The sequence below is a fragment of the Spongiactinospora rosea genome, from assembly GCF_003315795.1.
In the GTDB taxonomy this organism is placed as follows: Bacteria; Actinomycetota; Actinomycetes; order Streptosporangiales; family Streptosporangiaceae; genus Spongiactinospora; species Spongiactinospora rosea.
Window position 1 is genome coordinate 191,231 of the sequence record NZ_QMEY01000009.1, and the last position, 18,399, is coordinate 209,629.

At 67.5% G+C, this 18,399-nt stretch carries 21 protein-coding genes; 17 read left to right on the forward strand and 4 right to left on the reverse strand.

Features of this window, described 5'->3' with window-relative positions:
* Window position 1 precedes the first annotated feature (1 nt).
* The 15 genes from DP939_RS22145 to DP939_RS22215 all read left to right on the forward strand — a co-directional run bounded on the left by DP939_RS22145 (window position 2) and on the right by DP939_RS22215 (window position 10,644).
* Window positions 2-382: a 6-pyruvoyl trahydropterin synthase family protein gene (locus DP939_RS22145; RefSeq protein WP_113982669.1), complete on the forward strand. Its 381-nt coding sequence runs from the start codon at window positions 2-4 to the stop codon at window positions 380-382.
* A complete protein-coding gene (locus DP939_RS22150; RefSeq protein ID WP_225878418.1) occupies window positions 379-1,077 on the forward strand; it encodes a 7-carboxy-7-deazaguanine synthase QueE in 699 nt (232 codons plus the stop codon). The genes DP939_RS22145 and DP939_RS22150 overlap by 4 nt, the downstream gene beginning before the upstream one ends.
* Entirely contained in the window at window positions 1,067-1,492 is a 426-nt protein-coding gene (locus tag DP939_RS22155; RefSeq protein WP_113982670.1) for a DUF6884 domain-containing protein, read from the forward strand. The genes DP939_RS22150 and DP939_RS22155 overlap by 11 nt, the downstream gene beginning before the upstream one ends.
* On the forward strand, window positions 1,489-2,016 hold the full coding sequence (locus DP939_RS22160) for a phosphoribosyltransferase (protein ID WP_113982671.1): 528 nt from the start codon (window positions 1,489-1,491) through the stop codon (window positions 2,014-2,016). The genes DP939_RS22155 and DP939_RS22160 overlap by 4 nt, the downstream gene beginning before the upstream one ends.
* Window positions 2,013-3,149 (forward strand): glycosyltransferase, encoded by a 1,137-nt coding sequence (locus tag DP939_RS22165; protein WP_113982672.1) that lies wholly within the window; start codon window positions 2,013-2,015, stop codon window positions 3,147-3,149. The genes DP939_RS22160 and DP939_RS22165 overlap by 4 nt, the downstream gene beginning before the upstream one ends.
* Window positions 3,121-3,804 carry a PIG-L deacetylase family protein gene (locus tag DP939_RS22170; RefSeq protein WP_113982673.1) on the forward strand — a complete coding sequence of 228 codons (684 nt, stop codon included), beginning with the start codon at window positions 3,121-3,123 and terminating at the stop codon, window positions 3,802-3,804. Before DP939_RS22165 ends, DP939_RS22170 begins: the two co-directional genes overlap by 29 nt.
* On the forward strand, window positions 3,804-4,493 hold the full coding sequence (locus DP939_RS22175; protein WP_113982674.1) for a WbqC family protein: 690 nt from the start codon (window positions 3,804-3,806) through the stop codon (window positions 4,491-4,493). The genes DP939_RS22170 and DP939_RS22175 overlap by 1 nt, the downstream gene beginning before the upstream one ends.
* Window positions 4,490-5,038: a GTP cyclohydrolase I gene (gene folE, locus DP939_RS22180; protein ID WP_113982675.1), complete on the forward strand. Its 549-nt coding sequence runs from the start codon at window positions 4,490-4,492 to the stop codon at window positions 5,036-5,038. The genes DP939_RS22175 and folE overlap by 4 nt, the downstream gene beginning before the upstream one ends.
* Window positions 5,035-5,640, forward strand: coding sequence for a nucleoside/nucleotide kinase family protein (locus DP939_RS22185; protein WP_113982676.1), 606 nt, complete (start codon window positions 5,035-5,037; stop codon window positions 5,638-5,640). Before folE ends, DP939_RS22185 begins: the two co-directional genes overlap by 4 nt.
* Complete coding sequence (locus DP939_RS22190) at window positions 5,637-6,653, forward strand: radical SAM protein (protein ID WP_113982677.1); 1,017 nt, start codon at window positions 5,637-5,639, stop codon at window positions 6,651-6,653. The genes DP939_RS22185 and DP939_RS22190 overlap by 4 nt, the downstream gene beginning before the upstream one ends.
* On the forward strand, window positions 6,650-7,639 hold the full coding sequence (locus DP939_RS22195; protein ID WP_158578651.1) for a DegT/DnrJ/EryC1/StrS family aminotransferase: 990 nt from the start codon (window positions 6,650-6,652) through the stop codon (window positions 7,637-7,639). The genes DP939_RS22190 and DP939_RS22195 overlap by 4 nt, the downstream gene beginning before the upstream one ends.
* Window positions 7,630-8,259, forward strand: coding sequence for a 3'-5' exonuclease (locus DP939_RS22200; RefSeq protein WP_113982679.1), 630 nt, complete (start codon window positions 7,630-7,632; stop codon window positions 8,257-8,259). The genes DP939_RS22195 and DP939_RS22200 overlap by 10 nt, the downstream gene beginning before the upstream one ends.
* Window positions 8,260-8,413: 154 nt before the next feature.
* A complete protein-coding gene (locus DP939_RS22205) occupies window positions 8,414-8,899 on the forward strand; it encodes a hypothetical protein (protein ID WP_318656305.1) in 486 nt (161 codons plus the stop codon).
* On the forward strand, window positions 8,890-9,687 hold the full coding sequence (locus DP939_RS22210) for a class I SAM-dependent methyltransferase (RefSeq protein ID WP_158578652.1): 798 nt from the start codon (window positions 8,890-8,892) through the stop codon (window positions 9,685-9,687). Before DP939_RS22205 ends, DP939_RS22210 begins: the two co-directional genes overlap by 10 nt.
* Window positions 9,688-9,741: 54 nt before the next feature.
* Window positions 9,742-10,644, forward strand: a complete 903-nt coding sequence (locus tag DP939_RS22215) for a phosphotransferase enzyme family protein (protein WP_147268075.1) — start codon at window positions 9,742-9,744, stop codon at window positions 10,642-10,644.
* On the opposite strand, the gene DP939_RS22220 is transcribed toward DP939_RS22215, so the two are convergent.
* The gene (locus DP939_RS22220) at window positions 10,630-12,012 is read right to left on the reverse strand and encodes a transcriptional regulator (protein WP_147268076.1); all 1,383 of its coding nucleotides are present in this window, start codon (window positions 12,010-12,012) and stop codon (window positions 10,630-10,632) included. The genes DP939_RS22215 and DP939_RS22220 overlap by 15 nt on opposite strands.
* Window positions 12,013-12,359: 347 nt before the next feature.
* Between DP939_RS22220 and DP939_RS22225 the strand changes: the two genes are divergently transcribed.
* Together DP939_RS22225 and DP939_RS22230 are read left to right on the forward strand one after the other, a co-directional pair.
* Window positions 12,360-12,851, forward strand: a complete 492-nt coding sequence (locus tag DP939_RS22225; protein ID WP_113982684.1) for an ATP-binding protein — start codon at window positions 12,360-12,362, stop codon at window positions 12,849-12,851.
* Window positions 12,841-14,259, forward strand: coding sequence for a transcriptional regulator (locus DP939_RS22230; protein ID WP_113982685.1), 1,419 nt, complete (start codon window positions 12,841-12,843; stop codon window positions 14,257-14,259). Before DP939_RS22225 ends, DP939_RS22230 begins: the two co-directional genes overlap by 11 nt.
* 294 nt (window positions 14,260-14,553) lie before the next feature.
* Here the strand turns inward: DP939_RS22230 and DP939_RS22235 are convergent, their stop codons facing one another.
* From DP939_RS22235 to DP939_RS22245, 3 genes are read right to left on the reverse strand one after another with little or no spacing between them, the layout of a single operon-like run.
* Complete coding sequence (locus DP939_RS22235; protein WP_113982686.1) at window positions 14,554-15,657, reverse strand: hypothetical protein; 1,104 nt, start codon at window positions 15,655-15,657, stop codon at window positions 14,554-14,556.
* Window positions 15,658-15,681: 24 nt separating this feature from the next.
* Window positions 15,682-17,625, reverse strand: coding sequence for a hypothetical protein (locus tag DP939_RS22240; RefSeq protein ID WP_113982687.1), 1,944 nt, complete (start codon window positions 17,623-17,625; stop codon window positions 15,682-15,684).
* Window positions 17,622-18,383 (reverse strand): toll/interleukin-1 receptor domain-containing protein, encoded by a 762-nt coding sequence (locus DP939_RS22245; protein WP_113982742.1) that lies wholly within the window; start codon window positions 18,381-18,383, stop codon window positions 17,622-17,624. The genes DP939_RS22240 and DP939_RS22245 overlap by 4 nt, the downstream gene beginning before the upstream one ends.
* Window positions 18,384-18,399: the final 16 nt, after the last annotated feature.

Below are 18,399 nucleotides of genomic sequence, written 5' to 3' on the forward strand. Positions count from 1 at the left end.
GATGGGCACGTTCGAGATCGCCAAGCGGTTTCGGTTCGAGGCCGCGCATCGGATCGGTGGCCTGCCGAAGGGCCATCCGTGTGGGCGTGTGCATGGGCACTCCTACCAGGTCGAGGTACGGCTGGCCGCGGAGCGGCTGACGGCTCCCGGGTTCGTGACGGACTTTGGGGAGTTGGCGCCGCTGGGCAAGTACCTCCAGGCGACCTTCGATCACCAGCTACTCAACGACGTGCTCGACGTCGAGCCGACCTCCGAGAACCTCGCAGTGCATCTGGCCTGCTGGTTCCTGGACAACCTTCAGCCCGGCCTGCCGGGGCGCCTGGTCGCGGTCCGGGTGGCTGAGACGGCGACGAGCTGGGCCGAGTACCGGGTGGAGCCGTGACGACCGCGACGCGGTTGCTGGTGGCCGAGACCTTCGGACCGACGCTTCAGGGGGAGGGCCCGAGCTGCGGCGAGCAGGCGATGTTCATCCGGCTGTCGCGGTGCAACCTGAGTTGCGGCTTCTGCGACACCCCGTACACCTGGGACTGGGCCCGGTACGACCCCCATCACGAGGCTCGTTGGCAATCGGTCGCGGAACTTGCGGAGTGGGCTGGCGGGCATTCGCCACGGCTGGTCGTGATCACAGGTGGGGAGCCGTTGATTCAGCAGGACCGCCTGCTTCCACTCGTGGACGTGCTGATCGCTGATGGCAGACGAGTGGAGATCGAGACGAACGGCACGATCGCTCCCACGCCGGGCTTGGTCCGCGAGGGCGTACAGTTCAACGTCTCCCCGAAGCTCGGCAACGCCGGTCTCGCAGAAGATCACCGGATCGTGCCCGCCGCGCTGACCGCACTGGCCGACACCGGCAACGCGATCTTCAAGTTCGTCGCGACCGAGCCCGCGGACTTGGCCGAGGTCGCTGAGCTGGAAGAACGGTACGCTCTGGCGCCGATCTGGGTGATGCCCGAGGGCACGACCACCCAGGCCGTACTCGATCGCGCCCGGCAACTCGCCGACCAGGTCATCGCTCGCGGCTGGAACCTCTCCCTCCGCCTCCAGGTCCTGTTGTGGGAGGGCGAACGTGGCCGCTGACCCGCGCAGTGGGCTGGTCATCGTCGGATGCTCCCGTCGCAAACTCGACACCGCCCAGCCGGTCCCCGCCCTGGAGCTGTACCAGGGATGGTGCTTCCCGCAGCTCCGCGCCAGGATCGCCCGCGGCCCGGCGTACCGCGACCGCGTGCTGATCCTTTCCGCGCTGCATGGCCTGATCCCCGCCGATACCCCCATAACCCCCTACGACCAGCAGCTCACCCCCAGACGAGCTGCCCAGCTACGGCCAACAACCGCCGCGACCTTGGCCAGTCGGCCGGCATCGCGTGTACTGCTCCTCCTGGAACCCCGCTACCGCGACGCGCTCCCCGACCTGCCGAACACCATCGAGATCAACGATGCCGTCCGCGATTGGCCGAAGGCGGCAGCGGTCCTGGACTCCTGGGGCTGGCCATGATCATCAAACGCATCTACCAGCACAAGCGGATCTGGTCCCTGAGCAACGAGCGCTTCGAGGCAGCAGTAGCACTGCTCGCCGAGCACGAACGCCGGAACGCTCCAACCCTGCTCGTCGGCATCGCCCGAGGCGGCGTACGGCTTGCGCATCACCTCGCCGCCCGCCTTCAGGTCCCCGCCACGTTCATCACGGCCCGCCACAACCCCGACGACACGATCGAATCCCCCGCTACCGGACACGTCACCGTCACCGACATCCCCACCATCGACCCAGCGGAACGAATCCTCCTGGTCGATGACGTATGCGGATCAGGCGCGACCCTAGCCACGGTTGCAGGCGTGCTGGCCGTACCTGCCACCCGCGCCGCCACCCTGTGCCGCAACGTCGGAGCCGCCCACCACCCCGATGCCTGGGTCTGGGATGTCGCCGACTGGACCGTCTTCCCCTGGGAGACCGCGCCGCCCGACGTGTCGCCACGCCCCCTGCCGTTTCCCCATCGCATCCGAACGAGGAGCGAACCATGAGCGTCATCGCCTTCTGCCTGCTCACCTACGCCCCCGACGAGCCGGCCGGGATAGAACGCAGCGTGGCCGCCCTGATGGAAGGCTGCCGCCGGCTCGGCCACCGGCCGCTCGTCCTGACCGCCACGATCCCCGGCCATCCCGCCAAAAGTCCGGACATCATCCCGCTACGCTCCCTCGTCCTACCCCGCCCGATCATGGGCAAGCACATCCGGGAGGCGCTCGACCACCCCGCCCCGGTCGTCACCGAGCTCCACCGCATCCTGCGTGAACGCGAAGTCGAGATGGTCTGCTGGATCGACGCGCTCTGGGGCCTCGGGTACCTCGGCGCGGCCCCGGACGACATCCGCTCGGTGCTGATGGTCCACAAGATCCGCAAAGACGACCTCTTCCACGACGCCATCGCCACCGCCGACCTGGTGTGCCCGATCAGCGACTACCTCCTGCACGAGGCCACGGCCGCGGGACTCGACACGCGCACCTGGCATCTGATCCCCAACGCGCTGCTCAGCCCGGTCCGCCCCGTCCCCGCCCCGGAACGCGAACTGCTGCGCCGCCGCGCCCCGGTCCGGATCGTCTCGCGGGCCGAACCGTACAAGGGCCTGGCCGAACTCCTCCAAGCGCTCCCCGACACCTGGACACGCCCAGTGGAGATCGTCCTGGCCGAGGCGGGCTTCGAGTACTGGCAGGGCATGCAGTCCGACGTCATCGACGCCTGCCAGCGTGCCGCCAGAGCGCGGCCGGAGGTGGTACGGCTGCTGCCCGCGATGCCGTGGCGTGCCGTACCGGACTTCCTGGCCGGGGCATGCACCACGGTGATCTCCAGCTACGAACCGGAGACCTTCTGCAACACGGCCGCGGAAGCGCTCAGCGTCGGCACCCCGGTCGCCGGGTTCTCGCTGGGCAATCTTCCGTACCTGATCGGAGCGGCGGGCCCACTTGTCCCCCTGCAACACGGCTACCGCGCCCTATGGGACCAGCTCGCCCACTTCCTGGACGACCCGCACCACTATCACGCCGCCGCCCGCGTGGCACCCGAGCGCGTACGCAACAACCGGCCCGAACAGGCCGTCGCCGCCCTGCTGGCCCACGGACAGGAGGCCCCGAATGCCGCCGTTCGGACTCACACCCGCTGACCACGTACTCGTCATCGCGCCCCACCCCGACGACGAGACCCTCGGAGCCGGCGGCACGATCGCCCGGCTCGCCGAATGCGGAATCCCGGTGCACGTCCTGGCCGTCGCCTGCCCGGCCGTCACCACGGGCAACGCGGCGGACCGGCTCGACGAGTTCGACACCGCCTGCGACGCGCTCGGCGTCACCAAGCGCGACGTCGCATGGACCGGAGCACGGGCGCGCCACCCGGGCTCTTGCCCGCGCGACCTGGTGAGCCTCATCGAACTCGATCATTCACTCTCCCTGCACACGCTCAGGCCCACCGCACTTCTGATCCCCGCCGACGGGACGTTCCATCAAGACCACATCGCCGTACACCAGGCGGCGCTGGCCGCCGCCCGCCCCCGAGGAACATGCGGCCCCGTGCCGAGGATCGTGCTGGGGTACACCGGCCCGGAGGACCGGGCGTGGACCGCCCGTGAAGGCGTCGTCCATGTGGACACCACCGCAGCGTGGCCCCGCAAGGAAAAGGCTCTGAACTGCTACGTCTCCCAGCTTCGCCGGCACTGCCACCCCCGCAACCTCGACCGGATCCACGCCTTCGACATGACCTCGGGCGCGGCGATCGGCACCGAACTGGCCGAGAGCTTCGTGCCGTACCGGATGGGGTTTTAATGACGATGACGCGCCCCGAAGTGCTGGTCGCGCACCAGCCCGCCTACCTGCCCTGGCCCGGCTACCTGTCGCGGCTGCTCGACGTGGACACGCTCGTCCTGCTCGACCACGTGCAGTTCGCCGAGCGAGGTCGCCAGCACCGCAACCTGATCCGTGGCAGCGGCGGCGTGCCCCAACGTCTGACGGTTCCGGTCCTGCACCGCTTCGGACAGCGCATCTGCGAGGTCCGCGTGGCCGGTACGGCGTGGGCCGCCGCCCACTGGCGTGCTCTGACCTGCGCGTACGGCAAGGCGGCCTACTTCGCCGACTACCCGCTACGAGCGGTGTACGAGCATCACTGGGAACGCCTCACCGAAGTCAATCAAGCGGTCTTGGACGTCCTGCTCGACGGGTTCGGCATCAAGGTGCACTGCGTCCGCTCCTCATCGATCGCCCCAGAGGGCTCGGGCACGCACATGCTCGCCGACCTGGCCCGCCGCCTGGGGCGGAACGTGCTGCGCGTCGGCACCGGCGCGACGCGGTACCTCGACCACGCCGTACTCGCCGAAGCCGGCATCGCCGTAGAAGTCGCCACCTACGACCCACCCGACGGCCTCGCGGTCTCGGCCGTCGATCTGCTCATGCGCCATGGGCCGGCGGCCCGAACGATCTTGGAGCAGCACGGGCGCGTCACGGCGGTGACAGCATGACCATGGACGAGGCCCGCATCCAGGCCCTTTACCGCGAACTGCTGATCGCGATCGGAGAGGACCCGGACCGCGAAGGGCTGCGCGACACTCCCCGGCGCGCCGCCGCCTTCTGGCGCGACTTCCTCACCTACCAGCCCGACCGGATCGACACCACGTTTCGCCACGAGCCGGCCGGTGAGCAGTTCGTCCAGGTCAACGGGATCTCGACCTGGTCCCTCTGCGAACACCACCTCCTCCCCATCCACTTACTCGTGAACATCGCCTACCTCCCCGCAGGCGCGGTACTCGGACTGTCCAAGCTCGTACGCGTCACCGAACTGGCCGCGAGACGCCTGCAGATCCAGGAGCGGATTGTCGAGCAGGTCGCCGACGAACTCCAGAAGATCACCGGCACCGACGATGTCGCCGTCGTGGCCGCCGGCCATCACCTGTGCATGAGCATGCGCGGCACCCGCGCCCAAGGTTCCCGGACGCTGACCCGGACCTTGCGCGGACGCTTCCTGCAAGACCCCCGCCTGGTCTCTGCACTCGGAGCCGGGCCATGAGGTGGGTGACCGTGGAGGGCGTCAACGGCGTCGGCAAGAGCCACCTCATCGCCCAGGTCCCCGATGTCGTCCGGCTGGCCGAGTTGCCGGACTGCGCCGCCGATCCGCTCACCGAACGACTGATGGCCGCACTCGGCGGAGATCGTTTTCTGCGTACCGGATTCCCGCTCGCCGAGACGTTCACCCTGCTCGGCCTGGCCGCACGGCGCTTCGAGCTGGCCAGACGAGCCTACGGGGACAGTGCCGTGACGATCCTCGAAGACCGCGGCGTGGACACCATCGCCATCTACCAGGCGGCGATCCTCTCCAACGGAGATGACGACCGCGCCCTTGAGCTGGCCCTTCGCCTGCGGGCGATGGCCGCGCAATGGCGGCCTCCGCCCGACAGGACCGTACTGGTCGTAGATGACGATCAGACCTGCCTCGCGCGATGGAACGCCCGCGAGGGCAGGTCCCCCACCCCCTCCGAACGGTCGCTGATGCGCCAGGCGAGCAGGCTCTACCAGCGGCTTCTCCAGCACTACACCATCATCGACCGGCGCGAACTCAACGAGCAGCAAGCGGTCCAAGCCCTGCTGAACGCCTGCCAGGAGCATTCATGAGAAAGCCGATCACCCTGCTGTGGTCCTTGCGATCACCCTGCAACCTGGGCTGCCGGTACTGCTACTTCGGCACCATCGAAGAGCATCGCGGCCGGCCGACCCGCCCTGTGGGACAGCTCTCCCACCTCTCCCGAGACGACCTGAAGGCCGACGAGGTGTTCGCCTTCGCCCGCACGCTCGGCCACTCGCCGGTCGGCCGCGTGTACGTCGCAGGCGGTGAACCGCTGATCTGGCCCCCGATCCTCGACCTCCTGAAGATCCTCAAAGAGGCGGGCATCGAGGTCGTGGTGTGTACCAACGGCATACCGCTCGCCCGAAAAGAGATCCTCACTGGGCTGGTCTCGCTCGGCATCGACGCCGTCTCCGTTTCGCTGGACTCGACCGACCCCGCCTACAACGACCTGTGGCGCCCGGCCCGCAACGGCGCGGACGGATGGACCCAGGTGATCAACGGCATCCGCGCCACCCGCCACGCGACCCCGCGCCTGCGCATCGGCGTCTACAGCGTCATTACAAGGTGCAATATCCCGCAGGTCGTCCAGGTGGCGCGGCTGGCCGCCGACCTCGGCTGCGACTACTACGTGCCACAACCGGTCGCGCTGGACACCACACACCGTCTGCACAAAGAACTGTCCCTGCGGGTGAGCGACATCCCCACGATCCAGGAGGCGTTCGCCGAGCTCTACGCCGCCGGCCTCCCGCTCACGCTGCCGCACCCGGGTTTCCCTACGCAGGTCATCGCCTCGATCTCACACGCCACGGCGACCGTCCAGAACTGCTTCGGCGGCCACACCCTGCACTTCATCCAGCCCGACGGCACGGTATGGGACTGCCCGTCGTCCCTGCGTATTGCGGCGACCCCCGAAGGACGCCGAAAGACCATCAAAGGCCACAGCGCTATCGAGATCTTCCCCGAACCGCGTGGCTGCCGAGCCTCCTGCGCGCTGTTCTCCCGGGACTGCGTGAACATGTGGCCGCTGATGGACGGCGTACCGCTGGAGCGTGCCGCGTGACCCAGTCTCATGTGCGAGAGCTGGAGTCCGAGCTGGCGGAGGCGTTCGGCTTGCCGTACGCGGTCGCGGTCTCCTCCGGTACGGCGGCGCTGCACACCGCCCTCGTCGCCGCCGGGATCGGCCCCGGCGACGAGGTGGCGGTACCCGCCGCGTGCGTACCGATGACCGTAGCAGCGATCACGTACACCGGAGCCCGGCCAGTACTGATCGACGGAACCGGCCACCAGATCACCCCCGCCACCCGTGCCGTCATGGCCGTGCACCTGGCCGGCCGCTGCACGGACCTGCCGAAGCTGGCCGACTTCGCAACAGCTCACGGCCTCCGCCTGATCGAGGACGCCTGCCAGGCCCAAGGCAGCGAGTATGCCCACCGGCCCGCGGGAAGTTACGGCGACGCAGGCTGCTTCTCCCTGAAGGACGGCAAGATCCTCAGCGCGGGCGAAGGCGGGTACCTGCTCACCCACGACGCCGACCTCGCAGAACAAGCTCGTCGCTTCCGCACTCACCTCCCCGTCGATCACCACCGCGCCGGACCCCGTTTCGGCCACAACTACCGGATGCCCGAGCTCACAGCGGCCCAGGCCCGCCGGGCGCTACAGGAGTTCCCCGCCAAACTCGCCCGGCGCAGAGCCCAGGCCATGCTCCTCATGAAGCTCGTCGAAGGCACGCCCAGAGTCCGGCCGATGCACCCGCCACCCCAGGAGAACTGGAACGGTTACAGCGCACTGTTCCACCTCGATCTCCCCCGGCCACGCGACTTCTGCGCCCACCTGTCCGAAGCGGGCGTACCCAACAGCATCGGTACCTATGGCCTCATATCCGCCGATCAGCTCCCGGCCATGGCCGCCTTCAGGCCCACACGATGCCCACAAGCAGCAAAGTTCCTGGATCACACCCTGGCCGTGGTACTCAGCGAGCAGGATGACGACGACCGCATCCGGCACCTCGCCCACACCATCGCCAAGGAGGCCCGCTCGTGGAACTGACCGAGCCGACGTTCGTCATCATCGACTTCGAGACGGTCACGCCCGCCGGTCAGCGGCCCCACCCCATCGAGGTGGCCGCCTGCGCCGCACGCTACCGCGACGGCTCTCTGACCGAAACCGGCCGGTTCACCTCACTGATCCGGCCGCCGGACGGCATCAGCCTCACCCGCTACGACATCGCCCAGACCGGCATCACCCCGGACATGCTCGCCGACGCCGAACCGGCCGCGACCGTACTGGCCGCCCTCGACGGCCGCCTGCGCCAGCCCCCTTACCTCCTCGTGGCCCACAACGCCCCCTACGAGGCCGGCCTGCTGTACGACTGGCGCACCGCCTGCCCGGTCCTCGCCCGTACCCCGTTGCTCGACACTGTACGGCTGGCCCGCGCCGCCTACCCGGACCTGCCCCGACACCGCCTGGACGACCTGCTGCGCCACCTGGACATCCCCGCCCCCGCCGACCGGCACCGCGCGCTGCCCGACGTCCTCGCGACTCTCGCCGTCTTCGAGCGCCTGCTGGCCGGCGGACACGACCTTTCGCACGCCGAGATCACGCCAAAGCTGCTGGAGGAGGAGCGTGAAGCCGCCAAGGGGCAGCAGGAATCTCTGTTCGCCCCCTGACCGTCCAGGGCACCTGCTGACCGTCGAAGGTCTGAGCGGCACCGGCAAGACCTTCTTGACCACCCGTGCCATAGCCCGACTGGGTTCGCGGGCACCACACGTCTTGGACGACTTTTCACAGCGCCTGGGACGGCCCGACCTCGGCAGCCGCATCGTGACCGAACTCGCAGCGACCGGCGACCGCTTCCTCCGTAGCGGCCTTCCGCAGAGCGAGACGCTACTGCTGCTCGCCGTCCAGATGCACGCCTACGAAACGGCCCTGCCCCACTTACACCGTGGCCATGACGTACTGGAAGGCCGCAGCGTCCATGCCGTAGCGGTCTACCAGGCCGTACTCCGCCACCCCGACGATCCAAATCTGGCGCTGACCCATGCGCGAATGCTCATCGAACTCGCCGCCGCCTGGCGCCCCTTACCCGATCGCGTCCTGCTGATCACGGATGACGTACCGGCCGCGCTCGCCCGAGCCGAGGCCCGCGACGGCCGCCCCCACAATTATGAGGAACTGCGGCTGCACCACCTTGCCGACCACCTCTTCACCTGCCTCGCTGCGGAGGACCAGGTCCGCTTCCATATCCTGGACCGGCGGACCACACCACCAGGCAGGGCATTGGACGAGGTGACCCGCTGGTGCGGCTGAATCCCACAGAATGCACCCACGCCCGTACCCGATTCCCCACCTACCTGTGCGAGGGCTGCGACACCACCCGCGACCACCTACGTGGCTGCGCCTCTTGCCGCCGCGCATGGAACCGCTATCGATGGGACATCGCCGCCACCACCCTCCTCTACGCCGAGCTGCGAGCCTTCTTAGGCGCGTCGTTCACCCCCTACCTCGACTCCTCCGAAGTACTGGCCCGCGAATGGCGTGCCAGACCACCGGGGGCGGACATCGCCGACTTCTTCCGCCACAGCACCGCCTACCTCTACAACCTGGCGATCTGGCAGGCCAGCGGCCACCGCCCGGACTACTGCGCCGCCGGAATCCCACTACTGCATGAACTCGGCGTACGGACCGTCCTGGACTTCGGCTGCGGCATCGGCAACGACACCCTGCCCCTCCTTGACGCCGGATTCCAGGTCACCGGATGCGATTACGACTCCCCGTCCACAGCCTTCCTCCGCCACAGGTCACGCCACCCGATCACAGTGGTGGACCCCGATCATGTCCGCACCCTGCCGCCCTTCGACGCCGTGTGGATCATCGACACCCTCGACCACCTGCCCGACATCGACGCAGCGATCGGCCCGCTGATGCGAACCACGCAGGTGCTGGTGTGCGAGAACCTCGCCGTACCGCGCGGCGTGACCGGCAAGGGTTTCCACCGGCAGCTCACCCTCGCCCAGTTCACCGAGCTGGCGTCCCGGTACGGCCTGCGCCCGGCCCCACTTCCGGCAGATTCACCGATCATGGCCTGGCGGCGCTGACCTTCCCCCCGGTTATGCTCGCAAGCAGGTGACCGAGCCGGCAGCGGGGTGATCATGGACAGCGAAACGTCCTTCACCGCGGACATCGCACTCGACGTCCTCCAGCAGGTCTGCGCGGATGCCGGGCTCGATGCGCGCGGAGCCGAACTCCTCGGCCCCGTCGGCGACAACGCCGTATGGAGGCTGCCGCTCGAAGGAATCGTCGCGCGGATCGCCTGGAGTACCGACGCGCTGCCCAGCGTACGGCGTGAACTCGGAGTGGCGGCCTGGCTGGCGAAGCAGGACTTCCCCGCCGTACGCGTGGCCGCGTGCGGAGATCAGCCGGTGATCCACCGCGGCCGGGTGGTGACATTCTGGGAGGAGATTCCCAAACCACAGCAGGCGTCCACCGCCGAGATGGGCACCCTACTGAAGCGGCTGCACGCACTCCCATGCCCGGACGACGGGCTACTGACGCCCTACGACCCTTTCGCCCGCCAGCATTCACACATCGACGAAGCCACCGGGATCAACCCGACAGCACGTGCATTCCTCACAACCCGGCTCACCGAACTACAGAACGCCCACGCCTCCCTGAACTTCGCGCTGCCGCCCGGCGTGATCCACGGTGACGCCCACCGCAAGAACATCGTCCGCGCCGCCGACGGCCAGGTCATGCTGCTGGACCTGGAGCGCTTCAGCACTGGGCACCCCGAATGGGACCTCACCGTGCCCGCCGTCTACCGCCGGGTGGGCTGGTACGACGACGCGACCTACGCCGCCTTCGCCCACGCCTACGGCCTGGACGTGACCGAATGGAGCGGCTTCCCGGTTCTCGCACAGATCCGCGAACTCCGCATGACCACCTGGCTGGCCTCCCGTACCGGCCGCGAACCCCGCCTCATCCCCGAAGCGCTCCACCGCATCGCCACCCTGCGGGACCCCGCACTGCCGCGCCACTGGTCACCCGGCACATAGCGCCACTTCACGCAGTTGTGCGCGAAAGGCGACCACCGGCGCCAGCGTGGCATACGAGTCGAGCCTGCGGTCGAACGTACGAACGTACTCACGCACCCGATGCGACTTCAGCCGATCCACCAACGCGAGCGCCTGCGACGCCACGGCACAGGCCTGCTCCACATCCCGCTGCGACGGACGCTGGGTCGCGAGGTACGCGCCCGCCATGGTCATGCGGCAGAAGGTCCGGCTCCGCGGATAGGCGTCGCTGGAGGATTCGAGCGCCATGAGCGCATGCCGGGTCGCATCGCTGCTCTGCCGCAAAGCGGCGAAACAGTGCCCGAACTCATCATGGAACTCCGCCTCATCGAAGTAGCCGATCCATTCCGGCTCCTCCACCGTCCCCGCCTTCGCGAACGCGCCTTCCGCCTCCCGAAGCGCCCTCAAACACGCCCGCCGGTCGCCGAGACTGGCGAGCCCGCGCGCCTCTGTCACGCAGTACATGGCATACACAGTCGGTGTGGTATGGCCTTTGGCACCCAGTTTCGCGGCGCGAGCGAGATCCACGGCCTCGCCGTACTCCCCGAGGAAATTGGCCTGATTGCTCATCACGGCCAGCACTTTGCCACCGAGCGCCCGATCCCCCGACGCGTGAGCGAGGTCCAGCGCCTGCACGAAGTACCGGCGGGCCAGCCCGTGCAGGCCGATGTCGTAGGCCATAGCCGCCGTCTTGTACGTGAAGCGCGCAGTCACCGCGAACAGTTCGCGCCTTATCTGGTCGGTGTAGTTGCCGTGGAGCAGGGGCGCGACCTCGCTGTGCAGGTACTGCACGGCCGCACGCCGGGCGTGGCCCCCGCCATACTTGTGATCGAGATCCTCGAACACGCGGGCCGTAGCTCGCACGGCCTCTACATCGTGGCGGCTGACCTTCAAGGTACGCCCGGTACGGTTGAGCGGCTCAGACAACGGCGCCACCAGCCAGCGCGCCATCGCTGGGATGAGCATCGCGGCCGAAACCGTGCCATGCCTGAGAAAATCCGCACGTCGCAAATCCTCGTCGCAAAGAATGCGGGTGGTCCGCACCGTGGCGGCCTGCTGGCCGGAGAAGGTGAGTCCGAGAGTCAAGGGTGGCCCCTTCCGAGAGTCCATCCCGATCTCGGAGAGGGTTATCGGCCGTCCGAGGCGCTGTCCGAGAACGGAGGCGATCAGCTCAGGTTTGGCCCCACGAGGCCGCATCCCAGACAACCATCGCGCCACATCGACATGTGTGCAAGAGGCGGACAAACCACGCTCTTCACCGAGCCGGCGGATTTCTCTGGCCAGAGCCTTGTTGGAGATCCCGGCCTCTTCCATGGCGGCAGCAAGATCGTCGTTGGGGTTGCTCGACATCGTCCGCCCCTCGCTCAGGAAACAGCCACATTCAACGCACCAAGGGCCTTGACTGAGAGTAACCACTTAATCGCGCCAGATGTATAGCGCTTACGGGTATAGCGGCGGCCGAGTGCACCCTTTGTGCACCCCCTACCGGAAAGTGCACCCGATCTGATCGCTTCCCCGGCCTCGCCACGCGGACTTAGCTGAGCAGGAGCACACCTCCTGTTCTCCCGAATGCGCAGGTCAGGCACATGATCAACCTCCCCCGCCCAACGCGCGACATCGCCCCTGGGACATCCACCCCGTGGTGGCAGTCCTGGTACACGACGGCGGCGAGCGTTGTCCCTTGCTCCAAGGTCATCGTGCGTACGTTGCCGAAGGGCGACGCCGCCCACCGCGCCCGCCACCTCCTGCGGGAGACCCTCACCCAAGCCGCCGTCGCGGACGACCAGATCGCCGACGCCGAACTCGTCGTCGCCGAACTCGCCACTAACGCCGAGCTGCACGGCCGCGGCCCTCTGGAGATTCGCATCGGCACCGTCGTGCAGAAGCCCCTCTGGTGCGAGATCGTCGACAGCGACCCCAACCTCGGCGACGTACCGACACTCCTGGCAAACCTGCGCGCCACGGCACGCGACACGCTCCCGACGCTGGACATCCCCCTCATCCCCGAGGCCAGCCGAGGACTCCTCATCGCCCACCGGCTCTCCAACGGCCGCTGCTACGCCTACCGCACGAGACTCTGCACCAGCACGACCCTGGGAAAGGCGGTCGCGTTCGCCCTCCCCATGGCGGCCACACCGCCCATTCCCCGTCAACTGACCCTCGTGGAGGCGGACCACGATGCCCGATGACCGCCGCGCCACCCAGCCGAACCGCGCCCTGCAACACTGGTTTGACCTATCGGGCTATTCCAAGCAGGGCCTGGCCACAGAGATCACCCGCCTGGCACGCGCCGCAGGCCACGTCAACGTCTGCCCGGACGGCAGCCGCGTCCGACGCTGGCTGGTAGACGGCGAAGTACCCCGGGATCCGGTACCGGACCTCCTCGCCCAGATCTTCTCCGAACGCACCGGCAGCCGGGTCACCCCAGCCGATCTCGGCATCTGCCGCCAGCCTGCCGATCAGCTCACCTGGGGCACAGAGTCCACGACGAAGACCCTTGCCCACATCACCCGACTGGACCTGCTCCGCCAGGGCGCCGCATCAAACGAGGGCATGGAGTACAACGTCACACCCGACGCCCTCCTCCAGCACCTCCAAACCTGGGCACACGCAACCCCGTCCCCCTTGCCGAACGCCGTCGAAGCGGCCCGCTCCATCGGCATGAACGACGTCGAGAAGATCCAAGCGACCACCGACATCTTCAAGAAACTCGACAACGCCTACGGCGGCGGACTCCTGCGCACCGCAGTGATCGGCCAAGTGGCCTGGGCAAACAGCCGCGCCCATCACGGCACCTACTCCGAACCCGTCGGGCGGGCGCTAATGGCGGCCCTCGCCGACCTCTGCGGAGTAGCCGGCTGGATGAGCCACGACACCGGCGCCTCCGATGAGGCCATCCGATACCTCGTACTCGCCACCCAGGCCGCCAAGGAAAGCGGCGACCGTAACCTCGCCGCCCATCTCCTCCAGTGCCTCGCCCGCGTCTACGGATACCTCGGCCAACCAGCCCCGGCCCTGGAATTCATCACCCTCGCAACGTACGGCTCCCGCGAGACCGCCACCCCACGCATCCGCTCCGGGCTCTATGCGCTGGAAGCCCGCTTCAACGCCATGCTCGGCCGCGAAAGACCTGCCCTACAGGCCATCAACCGTTCCCTTGAGACCTTCACCGAAAGCTGCCCATCCGACCACGAAGAAAGCTTCACATCCCACCTGGACGAAACAGAACTGCACAGCACCCTAGGCGAGGTCTATCTCTTCCTCTCCCACACCACCCACCGCCCCGAGCACGCCGCCGCCTCAGCGGAACTCCTGTCCCGCGCCGCAGCATCACGCCCCACAGAACGACTACGCAGCAAGATCTTCGACCACCTCGGCCTCAGCCGCGCCTACCTCGCCCTCAAAGATCCCGAAGCCGCCAGCACAGCAGCCGCCACAGCCGTGGGTATCTCGGGGGAGGTGTCTTCACTACGCATTATCAATCGGTTCTGCGATGTCCTCCGCGAGGGGCAGAAGTTCAAAGAGATTAGCGATCTCACCGAGCCGTGTAGGTGCGTAGTTAACAAGACGAGGAGTGCGATAAAGGCAGTTGAATAATAAGTCGCCTTTATGGCGGCTGTGGAGGTGCCGTTGATGAAATTCGGCGACCATCTACTTTTCCTCGTGAGCCGTACATATTGATATGAGCGCGACGGCGATCTTCGCATCGTGGACAATGGTGATGAGAGTCGATGCGGCCGGGCCGCGAGGAGCGGTTCGGCCGCAACCGAAGAGGGCGGTCATGCGCGCAAGTGCGCCTGGCCAGCGAGTTCGTGGAGAGAAACCAGCCGCGCGAAATCAACGACAAGCGGGTTAACGACACAAGGACCACTGGTCCTCGGCCGGGCACCGTCACTCCTGGTCGGTTGTCGGCGGCGGGTCCGGAGAATCGGCGTCGGGCGGATCGGAGGGGGGCGGCGGCATGGGCGGGGGGTCGAACCGTTGCAGCAGTTCTTCGGCCACTTCCGGATGCCCATGTTTGCCGATGTGCGAGGCGATCTGGCGGATGAGCAGGGCGCTCTGCGGATCGCCTTCCGTGAAGTTCATCTTATGTAGGAAGGCCGCGAAGCAGTCGGCAGCGGATGCGCCGTTCGCCCACGAAGTCGGCGTGAAATCCTCGAATGGGAGGAACGGCCCCGCTGATCCGTTGGGCGATTCCGATCCGGACCCTGGATGCTCCGAATCCTCAGGGAGTGACTTGTTGTTGGCCGCGTATGAGAGCCGAGTGAGCATGTCGATGTCGTGGACGGTCTTCTCCACCTGATCGTCGTTTCTGGCGAGCCACCAGACCACCGCGCTGCCGGCATCCTTCAGCACATCCTCGCCAAGGTACTGCCGCTTGCTCTGCTCGCTCAGCCTTGCATGCTCCCAGACGGCCCGGTCCTTGCGCGCCGTTGAGAGCCGATCCAACCGTTCTTGGTCGGGGCCGCTGAGCATGACATCGATGGCCTGCGCCATCGCACGCAGACGCCCCGTTGCGTCCGGCTCCATCGTGCCGAGAGCTCCGCCCAACTCATGCTGAACGAGCGACGCCCGACCAGGTTCGCGCCGCTGGGTGATCTCCTGAGCGCGCTTCAACACGGCATCGATCGCCAGCGCACCCGGGTTGACCATGCTCTCGCCTTTCGGCGGTCCGAGCGCCGCCCACACCACGGTCGCGGAGAACAGGAACATGTAGTCGTCCTCCGCGCTCGGCAGTGGCACATTGACGATGCGTTCCTCCCCCCGCTCCACCGGCGGCGGCGTGGGAACCTGGAACTGTGGTGGCTCCTGTGAAGGAAAACGGACAGGCCGAGGGCCTGTGTCCCTGGTCACGGCAATGACCGTGCCCACGAACGCCACGGTGACGACCAGCGACACCCACCACGGCCAGGGAGCGAACAGGGCCGTGCCCACCAGGACGACGACCCCGACGACGACAAGGTAGATCACGACCGTGTGGCGGCCCGAACTCATTGCCCTTCTCCTCTCCGTTCAGGCTCAAGCGGTCTGCAGCCCCTGGGCGTCGGTTATCCGGCGCAGAACGAACTCCACAAAGGCGTCCTGCCGTTCCTGGTCGCCGGGTGCCGCGCAGGGCAGGTCACGGGCGGTGGCGTAGAGACGGCCCAGAATGTCGCCCCGCTCGCCCACCGCCTCGATAGGTGTGCCGGCGAGCGCTTCCCGATGACGCTCATCCGCACGCGCCAGGGCGAACCACTCCGCGACGCGTGGCCGCCACCGTGCGTCGTCCACCTCGGTCAGCGTACGTCGCCAGCCGTCCGTCAGCATGGTCCTGACCTCCGCCTCCGCGATGAGCGGCCGATGCCGAGGCCCGGGCCTGGTGAACGCCTCCGGATCGGCGATCTCCAGGTAGATGTCAGGATCGATGTCCCATGCTCTGCCACCATCGGGAACACGGGTCAGCCGGGCGAGCAGTTGGCGACGCAGCCGCAGATCCTCCGTGACGAGCCGGATCAGCGCCTCCCTGGCGGCGGTGGATCGCCGCTCCCGCCGTGCCCGGTGATGCAGCCGTACCATCGCCTCGTCCGGATGGTTGATGACCACGACTTCGGCACAGACTTTGACGATCACTTCTGCCAGCCGTTCCGACAGCCTCTCGTCCATGGCCCACATGCGAATCTGCTGGCGGAAGAGCCTGCCATGATTCTGCGCCACCACCGCGCGCCGCAGTGCTCGGTCGGCAGCCGCCACCCTGCGCTCGTTGGTCGGCTCCGTCGTCCAGCGGAACACCGCGTCCGCGAGCGTCGACCAATGCCTCTCGTTGATGCACAGATCAGCGAATCGATCGACCAGGCCGGCGCGTTCGTCTGGTTCAAGGGCGGGGGAGTCGGCCAGCGCGACCACCCATGCCTGGATCTGGGCCCGATAGCCCGGCATGTGGTTCCAGAAGTGGATGCGGACCGCCGTGTCGTATCCGAGGCGCTCGAACCGCACGTGGCCGCTGTCGTCGAGCCTCGCATTGACGGCCTTGAACATCCGGAAAAGGTCTTCCCCCTCCAGTGGCCTGCTCGGCTCGTTGGGGAACTTCACGGCCGCGAGCAACCTGCCTGCGGCTTGGTCCACGATCTCGGCGTGTGAGCCGTGCAGCATGGCCGTGGCGAGCAGCAGTGCGCGCCGCCGTCCATCCGGTAACTCCGCGATGTTCCCGGCTACCACGTCGTCCTGTCTGGTGACGGCCTCTAGCGCTGTGGCCAGCCAGCCCGAGAGGTCGCCTCGCGGGGAGATGTTCATCGCCTCCGCGGTGAACTGCGCCAAGGCCGCGACCTCACCGAGCGGCGGTTCCCCGTCCAGGTACTCGGCAAGCTCTGGGGGTGCCGGGGCGCTGTGGGCGTCCGGGATGCCGTTCAGTCGGAGGTGGCGGCGCAGCACCTCCGTCTCCGGAGGCCTGGAGATCTTGGTGTGGAAGGGCGCGAAGTCCGGCAGTACCGGTTCGATCCGGTTGTTCGGCAGCACGACCGCGAGATACGCCCCACGGTCGATGACCGCATTGCGAACAGTGGGCAGCACTCTCTGCACGTCCCGCCAGACCCACTCCTCGACCTGCGACAGATCCAGCCACACCCGGTCGTCATCACCGATGTGTCCTGGGTCCAAGCGCGGCCTCTGGGGATCGTCATCCCAGAGCAGTTCGTGAAACCGTTCGTTGCCCGAGGACAGCTCATATAGGAGGACTCGTGCTGCGGCGTTCCGGCCGCTGCCGGGCGGACCGTCGAGCAGGACGGTCCGGTAGGTCTCCAGAATCCGGCGGGCGTCGCCGAAGCCTCTCGGGTGGACGAAGCTCCGGGCGTGCCGGGCCAGGTCTTCGGCCGCATGCGCCAGCGGGCTCCACGGCCGGTCGCCATTGAACGTCACATTGAGGTTTCCAGGGCCCGTGTGAACGAGCCCGTGGACCTCCGAAATCTGTGAGAACAGGTAGTCGCTCAACTGCCGTCCTCGTTCTTGCGGTCGTTCTCAGGCGGGGGAACACTGCCGAAGTTCTGCCGGATACCGCCTCGGTTGTCGCCCGCGATGAACGTCGCGCCGGGCCCGGAGATGTTCGGCGAGTTGAAATTCATGTCGCCTTTTCCGGTGTGGAGCGCTCCATGGTGTGTGCCCTTGAAGACGTTCCCCACGTCACCGCTGATCTGGCCGCTCTGCACCACTGTGCCGTGCGCCTCGTTCACCGAGTTGTGCACACCACCGTTGCCCTCCGGCGGCGGTGGCGGTACGGCCGTACGGTCCGCCGCACGCAACGAGGGGATCTTCCGGGCGAGCTCATTCCCGATGTATGCCAGTCCTGTCTCCTTCTGGTGCAGGTCGAGCCGGATGGACTGGACGTCGGCCAGCCGGGCCAGCTCCTGCGGCAGGTCGGTGGCCTTCAGTCGTTCGGTTCTGCGCCCGTCGAGGATCGGTATCACCTCGATCCCGCAGTCGAACGCCTCCAGGATCTCCCTGCGCACCCAGTCGTTCTCGTCGTGCAGTTCGGTCCTGGTGGACCAGTCCCCGCCCATGACGGCCAGCAGCACCTCGCACCGCCGTACCGCCCGCAGCAACGCGTCGGGGTAGTGCGTTCCGGGCTCGATGGACGTGGACGCGCGGAAGATGTGCTCGTCGCCGAAGCGGTTGGCCAGGTTCTCGTGGATGAGGGCAGCGATCTTTTCTCCGTTGCCGGTCCGGTAGTTGACGAACACCTCGTGTGACATGTGCTCTCCCTTCCCG